This is a genomic window from Catenovulum sediminis, assembly GCF_007289895.1.
Lineage (GTDB): Bacteria > Pseudomonadota > Gammaproteobacteria > Enterobacterales > Alteromonadaceae > Catenovulum > Catenovulum sediminis.
Map to the genome: position 1 here is coordinate 1,057,421 of NZ_CP041660.1, position 24,696 is coordinate 1,082,116.

Annotated in this window: 18 protein-coding genes; 5 read left to right on the top strand and 13 right to left on the bottom strand. The window is 40.6% G+C overall.

All coding sequences use genetic code 11. From position 1 onward, the window contains the following. Positions 1-31: 31 nt before the first annotated feature. The 13 genes from FNT16_RS04190 to FNT16_RS04250 form a co-directional block, all read right to left on the bottom strand. Positions 32-277, bottom strand: coding sequence for a hypothetical protein (locus FNT16_RS04190; RefSeq protein WP_185976681.1), 246 nt, complete (start codon positions 275-277; stop codon positions 32-34). Beyond that, entirely contained in the window at positions 262-2,295 is a 2,034-nt protein-coding gene (locus tag FNT16_RS04195) for a carbohydrate-binding domain-containing protein (protein ID WP_143870368.1), read from the bottom strand. Before FNT16_RS04195 ends, FNT16_RS04190 begins: the two co-directional genes overlap by 16 nt. 320 nt (positions 2,296-2,615) lie before the next feature. After that, entirely contained in the window at positions 2,616-3,803 is a 1,188-nt protein-coding gene (locus FNT16_RS04200; protein WP_143870369.1) for an AraC family transcriptional regulator, read from the bottom strand. Positions 3,804-3,812: 9 nt separating this feature from the next. Next, positions 3,813-4,994 carry a serine hydrolase domain-containing protein gene (locus tag FNT16_RS04205; RefSeq protein WP_185976682.1) on the bottom strand — a complete coding sequence of 394 codons (1,182 nt, stop codon included), beginning with the start codon at positions 4,992-4,994 and terminating at the stop codon, positions 3,813-3,815. A 129-nt stretch (positions 4,995-5,123) separates the two neighbouring features. Then, complete coding sequence (locus FNT16_RS04210) at positions 5,124-6,167, bottom strand: cupin-like domain-containing protein (RefSeq protein ID WP_143870371.1); 1,044 nt, start codon at positions 6,165-6,167, stop codon at positions 5,124-5,126. Positions 6,168-6,220: 53 nt separating this feature from the next. Next, a complete protein-coding gene (locus tag FNT16_RS04215; RefSeq protein WP_143870372.1) occupies positions 6,221-7,708 on the bottom strand; it encodes a tryptophan halogenase family protein in 1,488 nt (495 codons plus the stop codon). Between the two features lie 55 nt (positions 7,709-7,763). Beyond that, the gene (locus tag FNT16_RS04220) at positions 7,764-8,489 is read right to left on the bottom strand and encodes a SapC family protein (RefSeq protein WP_143870373.1); all 726 of its coding nucleotides are present in this window, start codon (positions 8,487-8,489) and stop codon (positions 7,764-7,766) included. Between the two features lie 234 nt (positions 8,490-8,723). Beyond that, positions 8,724-11,759 carry a TonB-dependent receptor gene (locus FNT16_RS04225; protein ID WP_143870374.1) on the bottom strand — a complete coding sequence of 1,012 codons (3,036 nt, stop codon included), beginning with the start codon at positions 11,757-11,759 and terminating at the stop codon, positions 8,724-8,726. 396 nt (positions 11,760-12,155) lie between these two features. After that, the gene (locus tag FNT16_RS04230; protein WP_246072356.1) at positions 12,156-13,106 is read right to left on the bottom strand and encodes a glycoside hydrolase family 16 protein; all 951 of its coding nucleotides are present in this window, start codon (positions 13,104-13,106) and stop codon (positions 12,156-12,158) included. A gap of 97 nt (positions 13,107-13,203) precedes the next feature. After that, positions 13,204-15,585 carry a di-heme oxidoredictase family protein gene (locus FNT16_RS04235; protein WP_143870375.1) on the bottom strand — a complete coding sequence of 794 codons (2,382 nt, stop codon included), beginning with the start codon at positions 15,583-15,585 and terminating at the stop codon, positions 13,204-13,206. Beyond that, on the bottom strand, positions 15,522-16,442 hold the full coding sequence (locus FNT16_RS04240; protein ID WP_185976683.1) for a carbohydrate-binding domain-containing protein: 921 nt from the start codon (positions 16,440-16,442) through the stop codon (positions 15,522-15,524). The genes FNT16_RS04235 and FNT16_RS04240 overlap by 64 nt, the downstream gene beginning before the upstream one ends. A gap of 95 nt (positions 16,443-16,537) precedes the next feature. Continuing rightward, on the bottom strand, positions 16,538-17,536 hold the full coding sequence (locus FNT16_RS04245) for a glycosyltransferase family 2 protein (protein ID WP_143870377.1): 999 nt from the start codon (positions 17,534-17,536) through the stop codon (positions 16,538-16,540). A 54-nt stretch (positions 17,537-17,590) separates the two neighbouring features. After that, complete coding sequence (locus FNT16_RS04250; protein WP_143870378.1) at positions 17,591-18,343, bottom strand: rhodanese-like domain-containing protein; 753 nt, start codon at positions 18,341-18,343, stop codon at positions 17,591-17,593. 300 nt (positions 18,344-18,643) lie between these two features. On the opposite strand from FNT16_RS04250, the gene FNT16_RS04255 reads away from it, so the two are divergent. The 5 genes from FNT16_RS04255 to FNT16_RS04275 all read left to right on the top strand — a co-directional run bounded on the left by FNT16_RS04255 (position 18,644) and on the right by FNT16_RS04275 (position 24,662). Beyond that, positions 18,644-19,978 carry a class-III pyridoxal-phosphate-dependent aminotransferase gene (locus FNT16_RS04255; protein WP_143870379.1) on the top strand — a complete coding sequence of 445 codons (1,335 nt, stop codon included), beginning with the start codon at positions 18,644-18,646 and terminating at the stop codon, positions 19,976-19,978. Positions 19,979-20,007: 29 nt separating this feature from the next. After that, positions 20,008-21,138 (top strand): glycosyltransferase family 2 protein, encoded by a 1,131-nt coding sequence (locus FNT16_RS04260; protein WP_143870380.1) that lies wholly within the window; start codon positions 20,008-20,010, stop codon positions 21,136-21,138. 98 nt (positions 21,139-21,236) lie between these two features. Next, positions 21,237-21,524 (top strand): hypothetical protein, encoded by a 288-nt coding sequence (locus FNT16_RS04265; protein WP_143870381.1) that lies wholly within the window; start codon positions 21,237-21,239, stop codon positions 21,522-21,524. A 5-nt stretch (positions 21,525-21,529) separates the two neighbouring features. Continuing rightward, entirely contained in the window at positions 21,530-22,387 is an 858-nt protein-coding gene (locus FNT16_RS04270; RefSeq protein WP_143870382.1) for a hypothetical protein, read from the top strand. After that, positions 22,380-24,662: an HAD-IA family hydrolase gene (locus tag FNT16_RS04275; protein WP_143870383.1), complete on the top strand. Its 2,283-nt coding sequence runs from the start codon at positions 22,380-22,382 to the stop codon at positions 24,660-24,662. The genes FNT16_RS04270 and FNT16_RS04275 overlap by 8 nt, the downstream gene beginning before the upstream one ends. Positions 24,663-24,696: the final 34 nt, after the last annotated feature.

Genomic DNA, 24,696 nt, shown 5'->3' on the forward strand with positions numbered 1-24,696 from the left:
CACTCAAAGGGCTTTAAGCCACCTTCACCGACTATGTATAAAAATGTCGTGCCATAATAATTTTTTCTCGAACCTTCGGGGGTTGAATTAAAAACTGGCTCAGTTCAAATTCCATGCGCTGCCCCTTTGCCAGTGGAATTCTTTGCTGCCCGCCATTTAACCACTTGCTGGTAATTGAAACCTGATACTTCCACTGATGACCTTGATCGCTAACGCGCTGAAATTCATTGTTGTAAGTACCGGGTGTGCCATCGACCACTATCACATCTTGTTCCATATTGTGATGAAATTGACCGGTTGCATTAATGCCCAGAACCAAGCCCTAAACTCTTTAACGCCCAATTCCCATTCGGTGATAAAAGTCACATCAATTCTATCTCCGCCATGATCAACATAGTCTTCAATCTGGATCCGCGCAGTACGATAAATCCAATAAGTCGCCAGATAGTGGTCATAGTGGTCATTTTGCATGCTGTCTTTGGCGTGACGGTCGCGACCTCGATCGGAAAAACGTGTAACCCAAGCATCGCCTCGGTTATAAACCGTTGCAGGTTCTTGTGCTGTTTGCGCATTATATAAAGGGGTAACCGCCCCCAGCTCAATACTACATCCTTGCGAGTCAACCGTATCATGAGTGGGTGTATTGGGGCACTGGTCATCGCTATCGGCCACACCATCATTGTCGCTATCTGTTATTTGGCAGCCAACCGAATCAACCATGGCATTTGCTGGCGTATTTGGACATTGGTCTTGTGAATCGATAACACCATCATTGTCTGCATCTGGGTTTGATGGTATTTCACAGCCATCAGCATCCACTGCAGCGCCTGAAGGTGTATTTGGGCATTGGTCGACGTTATTATTAACACCATCTTGATCATCATCGGACTCTGAAACCACTGTCCCATTAAAAGTATAAGTGTTGGCTTCAGTATCGATTGCACCGCCATTATTTTCATGCGTGAAATAATACCAAATTTGATCCCCATCATTGAGGTTAGAAACTTCATACTGCATTTGGTTGTTATTTAAAGACATCGCAACATTTAGCTGCCCACCATTGTTTACTCGGTAATGCAAATCTGCCCAGCTTGCATTACAATAAAAAACAACCCCAGTTGTGGATTCACTTGCGATACCACAAGCACCTGTGGTCGGATATTCACAACCATTAGCGGAAACATTTGCCCCAGCACTGGTATTAGGGCATTGATCGATGTCATCTGTTACGCCGTCTTGATCGCTATCCATACAGCTTGCTGATTGACAAGCTGTAACAGGATCAAACTGCAACCAATTGATATTGACAGGCCCTGAATCGATATTCACTCGCATCGTGTGTAGACCCGCGGAGCTGACAGAAATTGTCCCTAATACCTGATCAATATAACTTTGCCAACCGCCAGTCGCATCAACTGATGCACTACCAACGGCTTCACCTGAGAATAAAACCGAGTAATTCGCACCACTTACTTGACTGGCGACTCGACTGGTTAATTGATACTCACCAGCTTGCAACTCTACCTGATATTCAAGCCACTCGCCCGCATCTGTCCAACCTACATTAAAACCACCATCCGTGTCTGTTGTAGATTGAATATCCACATCATCAGTACGATATTCCCCTCCCACATTACCAGCTGTGGTATCGAAAAATGCACTATAATCTTCAGCTTCAACACGCACTGTTTGCGCACTATTCGAGTTTACCCGCCAGAGAATATCATCAATGCCTAACGAAAAAGTACGGGCTGGCAACTGTCCGTCGATGCTGGCTATATTAAACAGGTCTTTCATTGAGTGCAGAGCAATAAACTGCCCCCGCAGTTCATTTACGGGAATCGAAACTAAACTCCATTCACCATCTCTGATTAAACCATATTGATTCTGATGAGCGGCAAAATCAATCCAATGTTCGTTGCCAAACGTATCCGAAACGCCCACTTTAAAACTGATATCCGCCGGAATTTTAATTTGAAACTCTAGAACGCCTTGCTCAAAAGCTGACATGTCTTGCGCATTTCTCGCCTGCACCCCGCCGCCGAACCATTGATTTTCAGAAACATAATCCCAACTGATGATATTGCTGCCTTCATAAGCGGGCATATTACCCTGTTGCATTGAGTTTGGGTTCCAAATGTAAATATCCGATGTGGACCCTGTTTCGAGTTTAGTATCGACGGTTGTGGTATCTGTAAAGACGCCGTAATTGTATGAGGTACTGGTGTTGGCTTGTGCATGTGCAAATAATCCTGCAGACAGTACGGCAAACACCATTTTGTTAATGTTAAACATACCTATTACCCATTATTGTGTGTTATGTGTAAGTGAAGCAAATGTCTTCACGTGAAAGATTTCAATGACATCCAGATCTATCAGTGGCCATTAAAACCCGATACACAAAATCTAAGCAGAATGTTTAAATTTGTCGTCACCATTAACATTTTTAATACAAAATAAAATAGACACTTAGCTAAGATATTGATTTTAATGTAGCTTTAAGAGTAGGCAATGCCCATTATGACCAGTGGTCACTAGTTGAAATTCGTTTGCGTTATCTTACGTCTATCACAGAAACAGGTTTTATGCTGATCAGCTTAAAGTTATTAAACGCTTTATAAATGTTGTTTACGGTATTGGCTGGGAGACATTTGCACAAAGCGATTAAAAAAACGATGAAATGAAGACTTATTATTAAAGCCAGATTGCAATAATATGTCCATAATACTGAGTGTTTGGGTCGATTCTTGTAACAACAAACGCTTTGCATGCTCGACTCGATGAAAGTTAATCAACTCATAAAAGTTGGTCTGCATAATTTTATTGATTGCCGTTGATACATCTTTGACATTTGAGCCAACCGTCAGCGCTAAATCTTCAATGGTTAAATTAGGCTGAAGATAAATTTTCGATTCATCTAAAGCGTGTTTAATTTGTGAGGTAAGCTGTTGCCAATTATCTTGTGTAAAGTCATCCTCTATTGCGGTGTCATTTTCAATTTTCACCTCTTTTGATTGCGTGATTTGTTGAGTGTATTTAAGGTTAAACAACATAAGGATATTAATTAAGATAAAAACAAGATAACTGTAGGCGGTCGCGACACTATCCGCCGTTGGCCCTCCCCAAATGTCATCTGTAAATGCAATCAGTAAAGACCAAGCCCATACCAGCATAAAACAACAGCTAAATATGGTCAGCCAGATAACCTGCTCAAGTGAAAATGAAGAATAATTAACTTGTAAATCCTGATAGTGTTTTTTGACCGCCCAAATAACCGCCGTCGCATAAATGATTGAGATAAGTATCGTCATATACCAGATAATTCGGGCTGATAATTGCTGATTGAAACTGCCCTGCGCGAAGCGGTAATTATCTAATTGAATAGCAAAAACAGAAAACAGGAAAATCACCAAAATGGGACTAATAAAATGCAATAAATGGCTGAGTTTTAGTGAAAAATCTTTTCTTGTTAAGCTTAAAATAAACAATAAAAAAACCGGGCCTCGAAGCAATTCAGCGACAATATAGACATATAGCAGCAGCGTTTGCGCAAGCCATGACGCACTTTTTAATTCTGGGTTCCACATAAAAATTAAACACAGACAGTCAATCGCAATTATCAGCATAAACGCCGCTAACAAATAACTTTCCAGTGTCCGCTTGGTTGGTGGCAATAAGCGATAAACAGCTAAAAGCATGGCTTCACAAACCGTTACAAACAAAAAAACATCGTGCAGATTATAAATTCGCTCGGTTAATCCGGGGGAAGCCTGAGTGACATTATTTACCACATAAATCAACATAAGCGCGACTCACATCTCTACCTGCTTGCTTAATGCAATCATTGACTTAATTTGAGGGATGATGAAATTTTCCACCAATCTTCTACTTTGCTCAGAATAGACCGGCCAGTTGAGGTAGTGTCCCTGTGTTATCACAATCACCAATTGTAAACTGGGAACCGTAATTACATACTGGCCCCCATCTCCTTCCATTACCCATGCAGAATAGCCTGCATAGTCACGCAACCACAAATAATAGCCATAATGCTCTTCATTGACAGCAACGTGCGGCTGCTGCATTTGTTTTACCCAACTCGCATCTACTATTTGCGTTCCCTGCCAAGCGCCTTGGTTTAAAAGTAACTGACCCAATTTTAATAAATCGCGGCTGCGCATAAACATTCTGGCTGATGCTTCTGGCGCTCCGTTTGGCTGCTGAAACCATTGATACTCTGTAATTTCAAGCGGTAAAAACAAATTCTGATCGGTCCAATCCTTCAATGTAGTTTGCCGCTCCTGCCTTAGTTTACGATCAAACAGGCTCAACAAAAAATTTGGCAAGGCGCTGTTATAGGTCCAATATTTTTTCTCTGACGAACAATCTTGTGATAATAGATAGGTTACGAAATCAGCTTGCTGCCACAAGTTTTTTAAATCATCGCCCTGCCATTCATCCCATTGATAAGCCGTTTGCATTGTCAACGCATCAAAAATAGTCAAATCTTGGTGTGCTTCGCATTTACTCAGTAATGCTTGTTCTTTTTCGGTTAAAAGTTGAGCGACGTTTGTATCCGCAGTGAAATTAAACGCTGGCAGTAAACTCCCCACTATCAGTGCACTAATGCTTTTATTAACAGACGCAATATAGTGCAAGTCGTCCTGTTGCCATTGTTTAATTCTTTGGCTGTGTATCCGTTTAATGCCGGCGGAAAAATCGATGTAATCTTGATTGCCGACGTAATATTGTTCAAAAAGAATTTGTGATTTATGGTAAATCAGCAGGCTATGCAGCTCGCTAAAACCGCCTTTTTCAGCTGGTATTGTAGTTTGCGCGAATAACTTAGGAAATGCACTGCGATTTTTTTCTAGCATGTGCAGTGATTTCATATCTTTATAAGCAGCAGCAAACAACAATACAGCCAGCGACAAAGGGATCGCAAACAACAAGAGCCAAATCAATTTCTTAAACGAAAACGCCGTTTCTCTTGCCATAAAAAGAATTCCTTGTTTCATTGACTAATACTGTCACGAGCCGCTCTAGCTGATAATTAAAGGTAAGCGCTTTCAACTGCACATAGCCCTTTAACTTAATAATGAGAGACGAGCCGATGTACGTGCCAACTAGCGATTAAGCCTATTCAAAACCAACGAACGTAACCTGCGTACTATATTTTCATTCATCGGTGCCAACGACCCTTGGCTGTGGGGCGGTATATGTTGCCGAGGTTTGTCAGCATCACCAAAAACATAATACTCAAATAAGTTTTTCCAAGCAGCCTTTTGAGCCGGCGGCAAGTCACGGATTGTCATTTGAGCATAGGTTAATACACCCGCTGGTGTTTCCATAAAATCAGGTGATTGACGCCACCAATAGTTAACCAGTATGTTATAACGCGCTAAACTTTCAACATGGTGCCACCACATAGCTGGAATAAATAACGCATCACCGGGTTCAAGCTCGGCCACTAGCGCCTGCTCAATTGCCTGTTTGAATTTAGGATACTTGTTATAATCTGGCTGATGAAAATCAACTAAACTAATAGCCTGTCCTGCAGGGTTAAACTCCAGCGGGCCAATATATAAATTTTCTAGCTGCTCAGGCGGAAAAAGTGTAAAACGGCGTTTACCCACCGCATTAACTGCAATGTTGTCCGGTAAATCAAAATGTGCAGAAATACGCGACTGATTGCCAATCCAGATGCTGGCATGCGGTTTTTTACCCAGTAAACCTTTCTCTTGCCCCCCTTTGTCTTGAAGAAAAAGGTTATTCTCGCTTTCAAAACCTGGTAAGCACTGCTCGATAGCGGTTGAGCCAACATAAAAGCTAGGGGGTTGTGCATCATCTAAATGCTGAAAAATTTTATCTAATACCTGATCTAACGGCACCATCGCCCTGTCGAAGTTTAAATTAGACAGATCTTCGTTATATGCATAACGTCCAGCAATTTCAGGTTGCCCGTGAAACACGCCTACTTTTTGCCCACGATAAAAACGCCGAATATATTCATCTGCATGGCGTGCGGATTGTTGGCCCGCTTTAACAACAGGCCAGCTCTGACATAATCCTTTTATCACATAGGGTTGCTCTGACGTCAATAACGCTTCAGGCAAATCCCCAATGGTACAACTCCTGATTTCTTTAACTTTTTTATCAACCACTATCATTTTTGTCTGCTTGTCTTAACTTTCAGCGTGGGTTTCGGCTGTTACTCTGGCATTTAACTAGAAGGGCAATATTGTTTTAAATATTGTGCATGTATTGGTAACATTTCAACCGTTTTTCTGACGCTAGCACGAATACCGTTTAAAAAAAGTGTTTGCTCCTGCTCACTCATCATATCTGCAATTGGGTGATAAGTTTTAGGTGTAATACCCTGCCCTAGCATAACTTGAATCCAGGAATTTTCAGCGAACAAGTCCCATGGTTCTTTAAAAACGCAACCGGAATCACTAAACAAATCAATCTTCCGTTGTAAACTCTCCGGAACTTCCATATTTTTGCAATACTGCCAAAAAGCACTGTCTTTTCTCTCTGTTACTTTATAGTGCAATATAATAAAATCCCGAACGAACTCTGTTTCAATTCGAGCTTGCTCATTAAATTCATCAATATTCGCTTGCTCAATTTTAGCTGTTGGGAACAACTGGATTAATCGAATGATACCTCGTTGAATTAAATGAATACTTGTAGACTCTAATGGTTCAATGAACCCGCTAGATAAGCCTAGCGCGACACAGTTTTTATTCCATTGTTTTCGCCGTACTCCAGTTGTGAACTTTATCGTTTTTGGTTCGGTGAGTAATTTACCACTCACATTGCGCAGCAATTCTTCTTCAGCTGATTCATTCGACTGGTAACGACTGCAATATACAATTCCATTGCCACACCGTTTTTGTAACGGGATTTTCCATTGCCAACCAGAATCTCGTGCCACAGATCGGGTGTAAGGTAGGGGCGCTTCCTCGGCTTCTGTTTGTACAGCGATTGCACTATCACAAGGTAACCAATGTGACCAATTTTCATACCCCGTATGCAACGCTTGTTCGATTAATAAGCCCCGGAATCCAGTACAATCGATAAACAGATCGCCCTCTATCGATTGCCCATCGGCCAGCAGCAAAGATTCAATATAGCCACTGTCATTCGACAATTTGACCTTATGAATTTTTCCTTCTATTCTTCGAACGCCATGCTGCTCAGCAATGTTACGGAGAAATTTTGCGTACAACCCAGCATCTAAATGGTAAGCATAATTTAAAGAGTTGTCTTTTAGATGGGCGAATTTTTTATTTTTCGCAGCTTGTAGTTCTAAACAATATTCACCATAATCAGCTTCAAACCCTTCTCTGCGTCCTCGTAACCAAAAATGCTGAAACGTTGCAGCCCAACAATCTTTACCGGTCGTCCCAAAAGAGTGGAAATACTCAGTTTCTTTATCTTTCCAGTTTTCAAAGTTGATACCAAGTTTAAATGTCGCTTGTGTGAAACGCATAAATTCAGCTTCATTGATTTTTAATAACTGGTGAAATGTTTTTAATGGCGGAATGGTCGCCTCTCCCACCCCCACCGTTGAAATTTCATCCGATTCGACCAGTTTTATATCAATATTCTTGCCAATCAATTTTGCCAGCGCCGCTGCAGCCATCCAACCCGCGGTGCCTCCACCAGCTATAACCACTTTTTGAATACCAGATTTATTGTACAATTTAAATCTCCGAATATTTAACTGACTTCCATAGGCATAACCTAACAACTTATTTTTATTTGAGTCGTTTATTCTGTCTTTCTATTAGCTTTCTAAAATTGGATAATGAACCAATTACCATATAAATTTGTTTCAAATAACCATTAGAATTTAAACAGTAAAGGTTTTCAGCTGAAAGCTGAGACAATTTATCTTCATTAATAGTCCAAAACCCAGACAATGTATTTTTAGAACCATCTTTAAGTTCAATCTCTGCCGTAAAAGGCTCGATCAACTCTAACTCATTCAGCATATTTGCAAATTTTTTACTACTTTCAACCCCTGCATGCGCTGCCCCTAAAAGGCCACTTACGTAACTCAAATACTCGCTGTTACCGCCAAACTCTAAAAATATAGGTGTACCTTCTGATTTACTGATTCTTGGACTATCTAAATCAATGTGCAAAACCGCTTGGGTCACTTCCTGGCTATTCTCTATTTGCTTTTGCAAGCCAATTAAAAATGGTTGCGTTTGAATAATGTTAGGTATGTATTCGCTATCCCAACCAGAATCATTAAGAAAAAGATTTTGTCCCTGTTCAAAACCAAACAAAGCACAGGGCTGTAATTGCCCTGAACTTGAATCTTTATAAAACACGATAGGGTAATATACTTGTAAGTTTTGAAACTCTTCCGGGAAAGTGGGAGCGAACATCACATTGTCGCCATACTTAACACCACGCTGAGTGATAACTTTAAGATCTTTATGTTCAACATTATTTAATAAAACATGATTGGCCATGTTATCTCCGCAAAAACTGAATTTTTGAGTAAAAATATCGCATTCGAATAATATGAATTATTGACGTTGCTGTTTTTAAATATCTTGAATTAAAAATAGCAATAATTGTGTCGCTTTAACAGTGCATCTTACAATGACTCACTCTTTACCGTAAAAACTCGATAATATTGTCTGGCTCATGATTAAAAAAGCCGCTCATAAGAGCGGCTTGACACACACAAACACTAAATCAAATTAAAAAGTAAAGCGGGCACCAATGTTATAACGTGCACCTTGCTCTATCGCATTTAACAGCTCATTTTGGTAACGACTATGCATTCGCTGAGTTTCATCGGTCAAATTAATGGCTTCAACAAACACAGTTACTTGCTCTGTTACATCATAACTAGCGTTTACATCAATTTGCGAATATTCCTCAGTAATTCTAGGGTTATTATTCCCATTATCCGTAGAGTTTAAGAAAGCATCACGCCAGTTATACGCGATACGCACTTGAATTCCATCTTTATCATAAAATGCAACAACGTTCGCTGTATCACTTAAGCCCGGCAGTGCGAACTGCTCGTTAAATACGTTTGGATCATACTCTGCATCACTTTCCACAAACGTATAGTTAACTTGTGCACCAAAACCACTTTCAAAAGTATGTTGCAATGCAATTTCGACACCGTCAATTGTCGCTTCTTTTTCGTTAAATGGAACCTTGGTTTCAAATGAGATTGCCGGATCACCATCAACTGATTGGATATACCCAGTTGGATTACCTGAAGCATCTTGTCCTGTTACAAACACACCATCCGCTTCACCATAATTATCAAACAAGTATTGACGAATTGCGCCTTGATCATTTGGATCACTGATATTTGCTCTTGCATCCGCAGCTCTAGGCCCGTTTGCTGGCATCTTTAAATCAAATAATGGCTGGGTTTGCGTTCTTGAACCGACATAATTTTCAACTTTCTTATGGAAATACCCAATAGACGCATAACTTGCATCATCAAAATACCATTCAACACTTAAGTCGAAATTTTGTGATTCATGAGGTAATAACCCAGGCTCACCACGCTCAGCTCGAGAAGTCGTGCTTCTCAGTGACGTGATCGCGACACCACCACGCAAATGATTATATGTTGCACGAGCAATTGTTTCACTGAAAGAAGTTCTGACCTTCAAATCATCTGTTATTTCAAGTGAAAGGTCTAAATTAGGTAAAAAGTTAGAGTAGTCACCTGAAAATTCAGTGAACGCACTTTCACCAGAATCGACTGTCTCAAATTCATTATTTGATACCCAGTTTACCGCAGTATAAGCAGGCACCATCGCATTTGAAGTCACATCAGTTTGTTCGTATCTAAAACCTGCTGCACCTTTCAAATACATATCACCCAGCTCAACTTCGAAGTTCGCTTGCATATAAGCAGCCAACATTTCTTCCTTTACCCGTTCATCGGTTGTCCAGTTCTCAGTGACACAAAAGCGGTCGGCACATGGCCAAACAGCAGGGTCTACAACATTATCAGCACTATTATCAGGTGCTGCAAAGCTTGCTACTTGATCTGTTGCATCCTGAGTTGAGAATGTATAGAACAAGTCAAACACATCGTAAGGGTTGCCGTTAGCATCGATACCTTGATTTGATAAATTATCGATTGTATTAGATGAAGACTGGGCACTAAAAATACCGTCATCGATATTCTCAGGTGTACCTTCACCACCCCAAGTAGCGCGTTCAGCTTTCATAAAAACAGCTTGTACTGTATTTTCGGTTGCACCAATACCAAAATCGACACTGGTAATGACACCCTCATCAAAAGTGTATTTACCTTTGAGTTGAACTTGACTAACGTCATTTGTAAATTGGCTATTACGCAATGAACTACCCGTCGCATAAATTTCATCTGCTGATGCATCATTTCCTGGTGTTGTCTCAATACCGATAACTGGGAAATCCTGTCTAAAGTCAATGGTTGAATTTAAACGTGAGCCATTAGCGAATTCGACCACCGAGCTATTACCAAATGGGCTAGCTGAACCAGATTCTGCAGTCGAATCATGTGCGTCAAATTCAAAGCTTAAATTATCTGATACATCCCACTCGACATTAAAACCCAGTGATTTGTTTTCGTGCACTTCACCGAATGCAGCGGTACCGAACGTTAAATCAGGACCTGCGAGTGAATGCCAAACCAAAGGCGTTTTATTTTTATCACCAGTCCACAACGACTTACCATTACCGGCATCAATTCTTTCACCTTCCCAAAACCATGCACTCATACGGTTTTGTACATTAGTTATCTCATTTTTAGTATAAGTGTAGTCAGCAGTAAATGTTAAAGCATCACTAGGTGCAAACTGCACTACTAATTGTGCATTGTCTCTAGTTCGTTCAAAGTCATTATATTCATAACCAAAGTTTTGCGGGCGGTTAAAAGTATCACTTGAGGCAAAGCCATCATCTTTACCCAATACATTCGCTTGATCCGCATTATCCATGCCACCAGAGAACCAACCACCTTGGTCAACCCCTTCTTGAGTTTGCGTATGCCAGTTACCTATATTAGCTTGTTTATTGCCACCGTTACGTTCCTGATGACTGGCAGAAATTGCAATACCAAATTTGTCATCAGCAAACGTTTGGCTGTATATACCAGAAATTTCAGGCGTAATGCTATCGCCTTTGTCTGTCGATTTGTCGATAACACCTTTTACACCAACAGCAAAGTTTAAACCGGGATCATTTAAGGGACGAGCCGTTAAAACGTTAACGGTTGCACCAATACCACCAGTAGAAATATCTGCACGGGAAGTTTTGTATACTTCAACACCACTGACTGCTTCAGAAGCAATATTCGCGAAATCGAAAGAACGAGAACTATTAATTGCTGTACCAGTCAAACCAGAAGTAGGCATTTGACGGCCGTTTAAAGTTACGAGGTTAAAATCAGAACCTAAACCACGAACCGTAATTTTTGAACCTTCACCATTTGAACGATCGATTGAAACACCGGTAATACGCTGCAGTGATTCAGCTAAGTTGGTGTCAGGGAATTTACCGATATCCTCAGAAGAAATGCCATCAACAACACCTTGAGCATCGCGCTTCATATCCATCGCACGCATCAAACTTCCGCGAATACCTGTAATCACAATAGTTTCGTCAACCGCTTCATCTGCACCTTCGGCAGCGTTAGCAACTTGTGCATTTGCAGCCAGCATTGCTACTGTGACAGCAGATGCTAATAATTTTGGTCTAAATGGAATGTGTCCCATGAGTTTTACCCTTAGTTTAATTATATTTTCACAACACGTTTATCTACACACAACTGAAAGCGCTTACAGAAATCTATTCATTTCTTTTTACAAAAAGCAATCGGTCGCCAACACATGAAAGCGCTTCCAACAAGAGGTTATGAAATAAACAGAATTATGTCAACATTAAGTTAACGATTTCCAAATATTTCATACCCAAACTGTAATAGAAGTATAGACAAAAACCTTGATATTGCGATTTTCTTAAAACCAAGTTCCTGAAAAAAAACAATAAAAATCAGCTTATTTTGCTCTTTTATGTAAACAAAAGTTTACATAAAAGAGCCGCGTTGCTTTTCTTTCAGTACTCAAGGGAGCAATCCAATCGTCCAAAACCTATATGTAATGGTCAATAGTTTACCAATTTTCAAAGGGAGCATTATCCCATTCGTAGATACGGATCCAGTCATATTGAGTAATCATTGGGTAAAGGTTTCTATGTTTATTACCACCAAAGACATCTTGAATTTGATCATTAGGGATCCAAAAATTCATCATTAATTGCGTTAAATTATCTGGAATTGGCGTCTTATGTATTTGTGGTGGTTTGCAGCTTGGCTCACAATTAAGATCGCTTTGTGATAATGTCTTTACTAGAGTACCATCCACAAACCACTTAATTGCATCCGGCGTCCATTCAATCGCAAAAACGCGCCAGTCATCTACCGGGCCTACGACTATTTTATCTTCCCATGCGCCCCACTCTCTGGTTTTGCTCCAATTCACGGTATTTAAACCATAAATTAAATTCGCTTGAAACTTGTCAGGTCGACCACCTTCCAACTCGACATCGATTTCTTCCCATTCTTGTAATCCAGAATTGGTATAAGTGAACAGTGACGAAATGTAACCAGACGCTGTTTCTCTATTTGGCGCTTTCATACGCGTTTCGAAACGGCCAAATTTGACTTTTTTTTGTTCAACGGTTCTTAATTCGCCACAAGAATATGAGTAGGCTTTTTTATCTTTCTGATGATCAACTGAAAAACCAGCCTCTATCTCTTCCTGCTGAATAATTAAATTGAGTAAACCATCGACAACTTGCACACCCTGCGGCTGAAAGCGACAGTCTGATTCATTACCCACAGCACCATCCCCTTTAGCCCAAATTTGCTCGTTAAAAGCATCAAACCTTTCATCCAGCTTAAGTGTGAAACCGGGGTAAACACCGGTGTAACCCTCATATGCTGTCGGCATTACCTTCTTGTCCATACTTTGGGATTGGAACTCGGTGCTACAGCCGACACCTAAGCTGGTTACGACTACACTTAAGAGTGACAATTGAGTTAGGTGTTTAAAGTTCATCATTATAGCCCCTTCGCAAAATCTGATGTGTTTACATTAGTACGAGAAACAAGTGGATGATTAAGGTTTAACAATGAGCTTAATCATCCATTTGAATCCTTTATAAAGAATTTAAAAAAGACAAAATATCTGCTTTTTCAGGTTCAGTAAGTGCTTGGTAAGCATCGGCTGAAGCTTGAGCCTCTCCGCCATGCCACAATATTGCTTCTTCGATTGTGCGCGCGCGACCGTCATGTAAAAAGCCTACTCGATTAATATCGTCGCCACTTTGTGCAATCGAAACCGAATCGTTGGCTTTCGCGTCACGCACCATAACGTCTACTGCATGACCTAGTCCCCATAAAGGTGCGGTGCGCCATTCTGCACCGGTCGCATTACCATCGGCTAAATTGTCGGCTAAACCTGCCCCCATGTCGTGTAACAACATGTCAGTATAAGGATGGATGGTTTGCCCTCTAAGTTCAGCAAGTGGATGAAATTCAGACGTGACATAAGTCGGCCTATGACAATCTGCACAACCAATTTGACTGAATAGATCTTCACCGACTTGATTATTATAGTCTCGCCTGGCCGGTACACCGAGCAAACTGATATATTTAACCAGTTTATCCAGTTCAATATCATCTAACTCAGCTCCTGCTGGGCCGCAATCCAGTTGCTCCGCACCACAATCTGGATTCGGCAGAACTGATGTCATTACGCCCATGTCAGTATTCAAGGCGGCAGCCACCTGATGTTTGACACTCGCTGTCGAGGCTTTGTAACCAAAACGTCCCAGACGCGTGTCTCCCGTAACTGGGTCTAGCGTGACAGAAGCTCTACCGGAAATGCCGTTTTGATCTGCATCATCAATATCCTGATATTCTAATATTGTGCTTTCGGGTATCGCTTCTAATAATCCTAAACCAACCAATTGAGGTGCTATGCGGGCTGAAAATTGAGTCGGTTGACCGCGACTAAAAACATAATTAGGTGCTCTTAAACCACTGTCTAATTCAGTCCACTGCCCCAGCCTTACCTCACCTTCTTCTTCACCATCACCCACCATTTTCGGTTGTAAAACACGCCCGATTGAAGGGTGTGGTGCACCATTTTCGTCGCCCACCTTAAACACCCATTTTTCCAGAGTCTCACCCGGTTCAGCGACCAAAGCACGGCCATTTCGGATGTGACAATTAGCGCAGGATTCATTGATATAAAACTTGTCAGATTTGCCTATTTGTTCTTGCCAAATAGGATTATCGTGTCGCTCATCATGGCTGCCATCGACAAAACTGGTATGGTGTACTCGCCGTCCTTCAACCCAAGGTTGCGCATTTTCAGCACTCATATTAGTTGCCATTCCCATAAAACGGCCCGCCGGTTCTTCGCTGTAGTTATAACCTAGTGTAGTTTCGCCGCCGGATAAACCTTGAGCTGGGATAGGATAACTATCGTCATACTCATTTCTGTCCCACTCAAAAGCATGAACACCAAGCTGACCGGTAATATATAAAAATGTCGTGCCGTAATAATTCAATCGCGTACCGGCTGGAGGTGAAAGTAAAAACTGACTGACTTCAAATTCCATACGTCGACCCGTTGTTAAAGGCACGATACCGCTTGGTGCGCCCCACTCATCGACAATATCCAGTGAGTACATAAACTGGTGGCCTTCATCACTTATTTTTTCGAAATTCTCATTCCATGTGCCACGCCCGAGATATTTAACGCCTGTTTCGTTCGGATTAACTTTTTCTTCTTCTTTTTGCGGATTAAAATTAAATTGACCGGTTGTAGTTAACCCGTTGTACCAAACACGAAACTCGCGTGCACCTAATTCGGCCTCCGTAATATAAGTTGCTCTGATTAAACTTTGGCCAAGCTGGGTATAGTCTTCTAGCTGAATGCGTGCAGTACGGTACTGCCAATAATGCGCTAAGAAATGGTCGTAATGGTCTGAGTTATAGATATTATTTGGATCATAGTAACCGATATCTTTAGCATGACGATCGCGTCCTCTATCAGCAATGCGGGTCACCAATACACCGTCATCGCGAACAAATTTAGCAAGCGGCTCAAGCTCTGTTGTTTCATTATAAAGTGCAACAAAATCGCCAACTAAACCAATTTCAATTGTATGCCATGTTTCTAACTCTCCATTTTTTTGCCCAGCTTCTGTATCTAGGATATAAAAATAAAGCGGGCGACCATTGTAAGCGGCTTGCAACGTACCATCATCTCGCGCAATGGTTGATAAGTTTTGTACCCCAGAAGCATTCCCATCCGTGACTAAAACAGGTGGCCAATTGTCTGCACAAGCGTCGTTACACGCACTTCCCTCTACCGCTAAATCATTGTCAAAAACATAGACAGTGAAGCCGGGTTTGGCAGAGTCAGCGCCACCCACTAGAATATTATTGTTAAACGAAATTTCAGCTAGAGGCTTGGTTGTTGTACAACCTTGCGCATCGACATAATCCCCTTCGGGGTCTCTAAACATGCATCAAAGTTATCGAATATCCCATCGTTATCCAAATCCGGGCAACCCATATTATTTATCAAGCTACCAGCCGGGGTATTACCACATTGATCAATTTCATCCTGAATGCCATCGCCATCAGTGTCGATGACACTTTCTAGTTTAATCCAGTTTAAATTGAAGTCGCCGGTATTCACTTGTAATCGAATCGTGTGCGTACCAGCTGCCACATTAAACGCGCCAACCTGTTGCGTCTCAAACGACTGCCAGCCACCGGTAGAGTCAACCTGTGCTGAGGCAACCGACTCACCATTGACTAAAAATTCGTAGTCTCCGCCATTAATTTGCGAAGCAACTCGGGTTGTTAATAAATAACTGCCCGCGGGTATCTCAAGCTGATACTCCAACCATTCTGTCGCACTGATCCAACCTACATTAAAACCGCCACTTTCGTCGCTGGTAGTTTCAATATCGACATCGTCATTTTTATACGCACCACCGGTATTGCCCGCAGTTGTATCATAATATGCTTGATAATCTTCAGCTTCTATCTGAATGGAGACCTTTTCTGCCACCTGCACTTTACAGCCGTTATCATCAACCGTCGCTCCCGCTTCGGTATTTGGACAAGTGTCGTAATCATCAATGACACCATCAGTATCTGAATCCAAAACCACTTGACAACCAGCAGCATCGACTATGACGTTCTCGGCTGTGGATGGGCAAAGATCTACACTATCATTGATGCCGTCTTTATCCCGATCTTGCACTTGATCTCCATTATTGTTATCTGCCTCGTCTGCTTGCTGTATATCCAGCCCACAACCAACCAGTGAAATGGCCAATAACCCTAATGTTAGCCCAGAAGTAATTTTCATATTATTCTCAATTTTTACGTTTGTTGTATATGTGGACCGAGATAAAAACCTCCAGTAACCACACATAAAGTGTAAGCGCTTTCTCTACAGCATTATTAGTGCCAAGGTCCTTTTTCTTTAGGGCCATTTAATAATTTAAGTAGTTTTGACTGCCGAATATTTCCTTCAAATTCATTGATATAGTCTGCATATTGACAAATGCCATTATTATAGTCATCGGTTTTTTGCATACTCGGGTATGCATTGATAAGTTTTTGCAGTTGAGCTTTGTTTGTATCAATGGTGTCGTAGATAAAAATAAGAGAAAATATTGCCATCAAATCATCCAGTAGTGCACGTGATGCTTGCGGGCACGCTGCTATTAATTTAGCTGGATCGGCAAGGTAAGCTGGCATTTCTTTGACCAAGTTACCACCACCTATTAATCCAGAGTCTTCGGTGTGATACCAAACTAAGGGGTCGATATGATTGTAACCTGTTTCATTTAAAATGATTTGCAACCATAAATATGAATCTTCACCATGCAAAGAACGCTTATTGTCGTAGTAGCCCCCATACTTTTTCACAATTTCTGTCTGACATACAACAGAGCTCGAATGGTGAAACCATACTAGACCCAACAAACAATAGGCATTCGCACAGTTTGAAATATCAAATTGACCAATAGGGATATCATAAGCCAAAAAATAATCAGCAAAGCTCTTAGCTTCCCCTTGCACAGTACAATAGTGCGCTGACGCAAAGATATTGATATTTGAATTAGCACTAAAACACTCGACCGCCGTTTGTAAAAAGCTTGGCATGTATTCATCATCCGCATCCAAAAATGATATCAACTCTCCCTTTGCTGACGCTAAACCTAAGTTTCGTGCCCTGCCTGGTCCGGCATTACTTTGTGACAAAAGTACGATCTTGTTATTTACTTTCATTATATCTTTGACAATAGAAACACTATTGTCTGTACTACCGTCATCAACCACAATAATTTCGTAATGTCTGTACGTTTGTGACTCGATAGAAGAAATAGTTCGGGCGATCACAGACTCTTTATTGTACAAAGGGATCACAATCGAAATTAGTGGCGCTGTTGTCATAAAATCAACCTTTAAAATAGACGTTTAAATATCACGCAGCAGACAAATGTTCAGTTAATATGCTTCGCTACTTTCCAATCTCGCTATAGAATCATCTGAAAAACCACCTTCACTAATGACGTAGAGTCTTTCAGTTAACTCTGAGAAATGTGCATTTTTTACAACCTTGCCATCTACGACAATCTCAAAAGCATCATCTGCATCTACCCCGTAAAAATGCATTTGCATTACAAATTGGCCAATTTCATCTGTACGCGTCGCTTCTATTTGCCGTGTTTTTTTATGTATTAGGAAAATATTTGTTTGAGCAATCGGGAGTTGCTTTGAGTTGTGTAAAACACCCAAGATATCGAAAGAAGTCAACGGCAAATCAGTGCTTGATGTTTTCTGACTGGAAATTGGGTAACCCATTGCGTCTTTCCAATAAAAATACCCTTCATCTAGAATTTTTACATTTTGATGACCTAGTTTTTGTAAATGACGAGCTGACAAACCCGACAAATGATGAGGGCAACCACAATACAGTATCAACGCTTGATCTTTATCATAAGGCAAGGTCTCAAGTTTAATGATATCTTCGTAACTCTTAGAGATCGCACCTTTGATATGATTTTGCTGGTATTCATAATGGCTTCGAACATCAACCAGTGTAATATCTTCTTGTGCGTCAAAAACCTGAGCTTTAACGATTTCGGCTCTAACTAATAAATCTATAAACTCATCAGCTTGAGCTGCAAAAGGTTGCACAAAAGTCAGTGTTAGACAAAATGTCAATAAACAAGATACAAAACAATTTCTTATTTTCATGTTAAAAATCGCTATATTCAATTGGGTGAGTGGCCTCAACTTCAAAACACAATGTTAATACATAGTTACCCATAATTAACATACCATTCCATCGTATATAACAACCATTACATCGCATTTTGGAGTAAATCGGTTGCTAAAACCCACTCAAAAAAGTAGAAATACCCGTTAAAAAGAAAGCGCTTCCAGAAATTGCGACATCCCCATCATTTGTAAAAAATATTATTCATATTTAACAACTTCGGGTGCCGCCTTTAAATAAGTTCGCACATAATAAGATCAAAAAAAGGTAGATTTAGGATGAACACACTAAAACCGTCAACCGATTCAGATAGTGACAAAGATTTATTTGAGGAATATTCAGGGGACGGAATTTATCTCTACATCAATGGGAAAAAGCATATTGACTGCGCGTCGGGCACATTTAACCTTTCATTAGGATACTCGACAAAAGAAATAACGGATGCGCTACATAAGCAATTAGATAGAAACTCTCACTTGTCTTCAAGCTATACTAAAAAGCAATCTGCACAAGTTTTCAATGCATTAAAAGAGTTTTTGCCTGAGCATATAACCAGCTATTGGTTTAGGGATATTACCGGTTCATCAGCAAATGAATGCGCGTTACGAATAGCACATAAAGCAACCGGTAAAAGCGGTGTTGTTTCTTTATTTCTCTCGCATCATGGACAAAGCATTACCACAACAAGTATTTCTGGCAATGCATTTCGCCTGCAGAACTTTCCGGTTCCTGTGTGTAACTCACTAAAAATACCAGCCCCCGATTGCAACAATTGCTTTTATAAGCAACAACCAACAAGTTGCGGAACGCTATGCGCCAGAACTTTAGAACAATTTATAGAATATGCATCAAATGGTCAGATCGCAGCCTTGATTATTGAACCGATACTAGGCAATGGTGGCAACATTGTACCAACGGAGGAATACTTTAGGATTATTAGAGAAATATGCGACCGATATGGCATCTTAATTATTGCCGACGAAGTGCAAACAGGATTTGGTAGAACAGGAAGTTTTTTCGCTAGCACCGGTTTTGCCAAGGCTTTAAAACCAGACATTATTACTTTTGCCAAAGGTGCAGGCGGAATTGGCATTCCTGTAGCAGGCGTATTAACACGTGCAAACCTAAATGTGTTAGAGGCATGGGAGCACTCTTCAACTTCAGGTGCAAATCCTCTGTCTCTAGTCGCTATGGAAGAGGTTATCAAATACATCAAAAAAAATCAGATCCTTAAAAACGTCCAACAGCAATCTATTTATTTGAAAAAAGGCCTCGTTCAATTAGCTGAAAAGTATCAGTCGGTTAACAACGTCAGAGGTAAAGGGTTAATGCTTGCTTTCGATTTACCCAGCAATACAGATGTTGCCTCGTTTATCAAGATCGCACAAGAAAACCAATTGATAGTCCGAGGCAGCCGTTATGGCTTTGGCAACACAGTAAAAATACGACCTCCTTTAATTATTACACATGCAGAAGTACAAGAAACCATTCGACAACTTGATCGTGCACTCGCGCAGTATGAAAGCATCAAAACAACACTCGAGCGCACTGTCAAACATGCAGAGCGCACATCGAGCCAAGCAGTAGAAATCACCAGTAATTTTTTTAATTAAATTTAAACCATTCAAAACAGAGATTAAAAATGCCTAAAATTAGTGTTGTTACCCCCTATGCTCGAAGAATTAAATCAATTCATTACATGCTAAAAGGTTTGAGCCAACAAACCATGGCTAATCAAGACTTTGAAATTGTGATTGCTTGTTTAGAGCACAGCGATGAATTATATCACTTGATAAAAACTGAATTTGCCGATTTAAATATTATATTAGTCATGGCTGATATTAGCTGGAATGTCTCTAAAGCAAGAAATATGGCATTAAAAGTCGCCAGTGGAGATTATATTGTTTTACTAGATGCTGATATGGTGGTGCCACATGACTGCCTAGAGCAGCACCATCTAGCTCATCTAGCATCGAAAAATAATAAACTTGTTGTAGGGCAAATGCGAGACTACGACGAACGCAAAGATATAGAGGAATATTCTTATCCATCTTTTGCGCACTATGTTGAAAATTTCCTAGCGAAGTCAGCCTGCCAACTTGACTTGGAAGCCGATATTCGCTGGACAATCGATGTATACATAGACTGGGCACTGGGTTGGACCGCCATCATGTCTTTGCCCAAAACAGCGATGCTAGAAAACAACCTATTTTTTGACGAAGAATTCATCGGCTGGGGCGTAGAAGACTTAGACTGGGCCTTAAGAGTAACGCGTGCGAATGTAGAGATTGAGTTTTCTGATAAAATTTGGTCAATTCACCTACCTCACCCGCGCAATGTTGCAGAGAACCAGCGCACTGAATACGTTAATTTTCAGCGTTTATTGCACAAATTTCCAGAATCAGATGTCGAAGTTGTTGTCGCTTTCGGTGACGTTGCAGGTAACCAGCGTTATCTGGATTACCTGCGCAATGCAAAGTTATTGCAAAATAACCAATATACCCACAACTGTGTTGCCGAATTTACCTCTCAAGAGGGACAGCTAGCTCTACTAATTGGTGCGTGTACAGATGAACAAGGCAACCTAGACCCCAGTCAAGTGCCTGTCGAACTCAATCCTCTCAAACCAACGAAAACCCTACCGTTACTAGGCATTGCGCTACCCTATTCCGATAAATCTATCACTCAAGTTTTTTACACTGATCAGATAGCAAAACTGGATAACGCGTTTCAAAACAAAATATCACAAGAAACGAAACGCATCAGCACTTAAACTCAAAAAATAAATAGCCAAACAAAAAAATTGTTTGGCTAAATATAAAACCAATATTGGATAAGAAAGATGTTATCCGGCCTACAGTGAGATGACAAATGCAAGCGGAAATAATTAAGACAGCAGCCACTATACAAACAATAAACCTCGCGTCGCCGTTTGAACCTGGCATAATGAAACAGCCTTTGCAACAAGCATTTGCAAACAAACGACAAAGCACAAGACGCAATGGCAAGCCGATTTTCAACTACCATTACAACCCTAATGAAGAAGTAGATGTATTCTATGAAGCAGACCAAGTTTGGTATAAATTCAGTTTTGTATCTGGTCGCTCAGGTTATGACAACCCAATTCCTGTCGAACAAATCCCCCAGCATCCGCCGTGACTGTCATGGCACAACATACCTCGCCCCAGAACAGACCTTGCCCATTTTGTTCAGCGCAAAAAGCAGACAGTACAATACATGAAGAAATACTCTGTTACGCCAACTTAGCCAACAACACACAAAAAGACATATTTTTAATGAACGTCAATGAATATGCTGAAGACCATATGTGCATGGTTGAACAAGGTGAACAGGCTCAAGTCTTAACACAAAGTAAAATAAAAAAAGCACTCTTATATGCCAAAGCACTAGGGCCTGATTATGAAGGGCTATTTAATAGTGCCGGTGCTGCAACGGTCAATCACTATCATGTGCCTTTTTGTAAAAAAAAGTCGCCCGTTTGGCGTAATTTAGAAGAACAACGAGTCACCATTACAAATGCACAACAAATCAATCAAATCGTGCATGGTGAACTATCAAAAAACTGGGTAAGAAGCCGATTCTTTAAAGGCAAAGATCTAGATGAACTATGTAAACAAGTCTATTGGGAAGTAAAAGACCTGCAACAGAAAAACATCATTCACAATTGCAAGTTTATCTACCAACAAGACGGCAGCTTTGTATGGCTGATGAGCCCTCGCTTAAACGGCTATATGACATACGTCTATCACTTTTTAGAACCAGTCGGCACGCCTGAACCTGGACTCGTCAACACCTGCGGCAGCATCGAAATACCTGGAGGAGATGCCATTATGTTTTTTGAGCTACCAGACAAGCTAAGCGCAATGCAAAAACAAATAATGGCACAACGCTTTAAAAAATCCCTTGACAAAACTTGCGACCGACAATGGCAACCGCCTTGTTACAAACGTTACCTGGATCTAACTTCAAATACCTCAATAGAGTCGATAAACTGTGATTGACAAAACCACCAAAAGAATACTACACCGAGTAGAAACCCTTAACCAATTGCAATCAGCCCTAAACCAAAAAGTGGATGGCATTGAAGTCGATGTACAACTCACTCGCGACAATAAACTCATTGTATTCTGGGGTAAAGTAGGTTCTACACAGCTTGTCTATGAACTGACTTATCAACAGATTAGTGAACAAATTAACAGCGAACCATTAATGCTGAGCGAGGTTTTTATATGGTGCAAAAACAAGCTCCTGATTAACTTGGATATCAAAGACTGGTGTGACTGTATCGCAGATTATCGACAAACGCTAAGTACGCAATTAATTGCATTGATAAAAAAACATAAAATGCAAAACACTGTTTTGCTAGAGTCTTTTAATCCAGACTATTGCACAAGCATAACAGCTGCAGCTAAATTGCAAGATGTTGATATTCTTACAGGCTGTGCACTGCACCGAACAGACAGGCCCTGCAGCGTTAAAACAGAGATAACAGCTGCAAAAGCACGCGGTGTACAATTTATTTTTGTCTATGCTGATCAATTAAATTTCGACATAATTGAACATTGCAAAAACTTAAACCTCAACTTAATTTCAGAACAATCTGCAGCTCAAAAATTTTACCCTATGCTGGATATGGTAATGTGTGAAAGTCCAATAGCGAACACAGTTGACATAATGCAACTGAGCTACAATGATATTTTAGATGGGGCCGCTCCATCCATACGAGATCATTCTATTCGCCACGCGCAAATAGCCACAATAATAGCCAAAGAGCTTAACCTGACTACCAAACATATCAGCACACTGCAACGTATCTGTTGGGCCCATGATATCGGTGGTTTCATGAAAACCGACTACCCAGAGATACATTGCCGTTTACTGCAATGGGAGTTCAAAGCCTGTCATAGTAATCAGCACGGAGTAAAACCAAGTTACAATCCCAAACTTTGTTACCAACACGCGAACGATAGAATAAAGCAAGGGTTGCGCTCAGAGCTAACCGCAGAAGAGTTAGCCGATCCCTTTTTACTCTACCAAGAAGAGTTTGCTCTATTAAAAGGCGAACCATTAACGGATATAGAAGCCAAAATGTTGCATTCTTGGTGGTATCACCCTCTACTCTCTACGCAATTACTCAAACAAAGAAACATAACTTTCGGAGCAGAAATAGAAGCGATAATTCGCTGCAACGAACAACCATGGTTGTTTGATACAGATCCGCATATGTTGGCACTGAGAAACAATATGCACGATTTTTCGCTTACCGAATTGCGGCTTTTTTTGGCTATTGTAAGGGCCTGTGACATCTTAGAAAACGGAAACAATAAATACCGACGAGAAGTGTTGAGAGGCGTCAATGTTGAGGACTTTCAAACGACTTTAGCATTTATGCGATACAAATTCGAACTGGATAAACTGAACGACAATATCCACGTCGTTGATATTTTAGAAAAACTTATGCAAAAACGCTCACCTGAGTTAATTTCTGTTGTTTCTGCCGCCAGAGAATCAAATACACGACTCCCAGGTGACGAGGTCAAACCCAGCTCCTCTGCTTATAACAGCCAGCAAAACAAATCAAGGACACTTGAGCAGTACGAAATTAAGAATATAAATAACAAACTGAAAAATATTGAAGTGATCTTGTTTGATATGGATGGCACCCTGATTAAAAGTGATCACTTGGCCGAATTGGCAATCAAACAGGTCATGCACTCTCTGAATATAGATATAACAGGTTTAGATTTAAAATTTTGCCATGGTAAAACGTGGTCACTAATTGCGCAAAATCTACACCAGTTTTATCCAGAGATTCATTGTACTAGCTTAGAAAATATCCTGTTAGATGCCTTTGATAGTCTATTCTTATCACAGAAACCAATTTATATGCAAGGCATTGATAAATTTATAAAAAAGCTATCAAATACTCACCGGATGGCTATCGTCACCGCGGCACATAAAGCAGCGGTAGAACATGTATTAAAACATGCAAATTTTGCGAATGAGATTTACTTTTACATCTGCGATGAACATGTAACAGAATCTAAACCCAGTCCTGAATGCTACCTTAAAGCAGCACAAACTTTCGACGTATCGCCTGAACAATGTTTGGTTTTTGAAGACAGTGTGTCTGGTTTACAAGCAGCACAAGCAGCTGGCATGAAAAGCATTGCAGTATTGGGCGATAACCTCGATGCTCCGACAGGAAAATATCTAAATGTAATTCGCAATTTTGAAAGTTTAGAGCATGAATTTTTTCAAGCTTTAAAAGATTAAATGCAAAAGGGGCAGTATGACTGCCCCTTTTGTT

Coding starts and splice junctions, on each gene's coding strand:
- FNT16_RS04190 (WP_185976681.1), bottom strand. CDS start 277: ATGGAACAAGATGTGATAGTGGTCGATGGCACACCCGGTACTTACAAC.
- FNT16_RS04195 (WP_143870368.1), bottom strand. CDS start 2,295: ATGTTTAACATTAACAAAATGGTGTTTGCCGTACTGTCTGCAGGATTA.
- FNT16_RS04200 (WP_143870369.1), bottom strand. CDS start 3,803: ATGTTGATTTATGTGGTAAATAATGTCACTCAGGCTTCCCCCGGATTA.
- FNT16_RS04205 (WP_185976682.1), bottom strand. CDS start 4,994: ATGGCAAGAGAAACGGCGTTTTCGTTTAAGAAATTGATTTGGCTCTTG.
- FNT16_RS04210 (WP_143870371.1), bottom strand. CDS start 6,167: ATGATAGTGGTTGATAAAAAAGTTAAAGAAATCAGGAGTTGTACCATT.
- FNT16_RS04220 (WP_143870373.1), bottom strand. CDS start 8,489: ATGGCCAATCATGTTTTATTAAATAATGTTGAACATAAAGATCTTAAA.
- FNT16_RS04225 (WP_143870374.1), bottom strand. CDS start 11,759: ATGGGACACATTCCATTTAGACCAAAATTATTAGCATCTGCTGTCACA.
- FNT16_RS04230 (WP_246072356.1), bottom strand. CDS start 13,106: ATGATGAACTTTAAACACCTAACTCAATTGTCACTCTTAAGTGTAGTC.
- FNT16_RS04235 (WP_143870375.1), bottom strand. CDS start 15,585: ATGTTTAGAGACCCCGAAGGGGATTATGTCGATGCGCAAGGTTGTACA.
- FNT16_RS04240 (WP_185976683.1), bottom strand. CDS start 16,442: ATGAAAATTACTTCTGGGCTAACATTAGGGTTATTGGCCATTTCACTG.
- FNT16_RS04245 (WP_143870377.1), bottom strand. CDS start 17,536: ATGACAACAGCGCCACTAATTTCGATTGTGATCCCTTTGTACAATAAA.
- FNT16_RS04250 (WP_143870378.1), bottom strand. CDS start 18,343: ATGAAAATAAGAAATTGTTTTGTATCTTGTTTATTGACATTTTGTCTA.
- FNT16_RS04255 (WP_143870379.1), top strand. CDS start 18,644: ATGAACACACTAAAACCGTCAACCGATTCAGATAGTGACAAAGATTTA.
- FNT16_RS04260 (WP_143870380.1), top strand. CDS start 20,008: ATGCCTAAAATTAGTGTTGTTACCCCCTATGCTCGAAGAATTAAATCA.
- FNT16_RS04265 (WP_143870381.1), top strand. CDS start 21,237: ATGCAAGCGGAAATAATTAAGACAGCAGCCACTATACAAACAATAAAC.
- FNT16_RS04270 (WP_143870382.1), top strand. CDS start 21,530: ATGGCACAACATACCTCGCCCCAGAACAGACCTTGCCCATTTTGTTCA.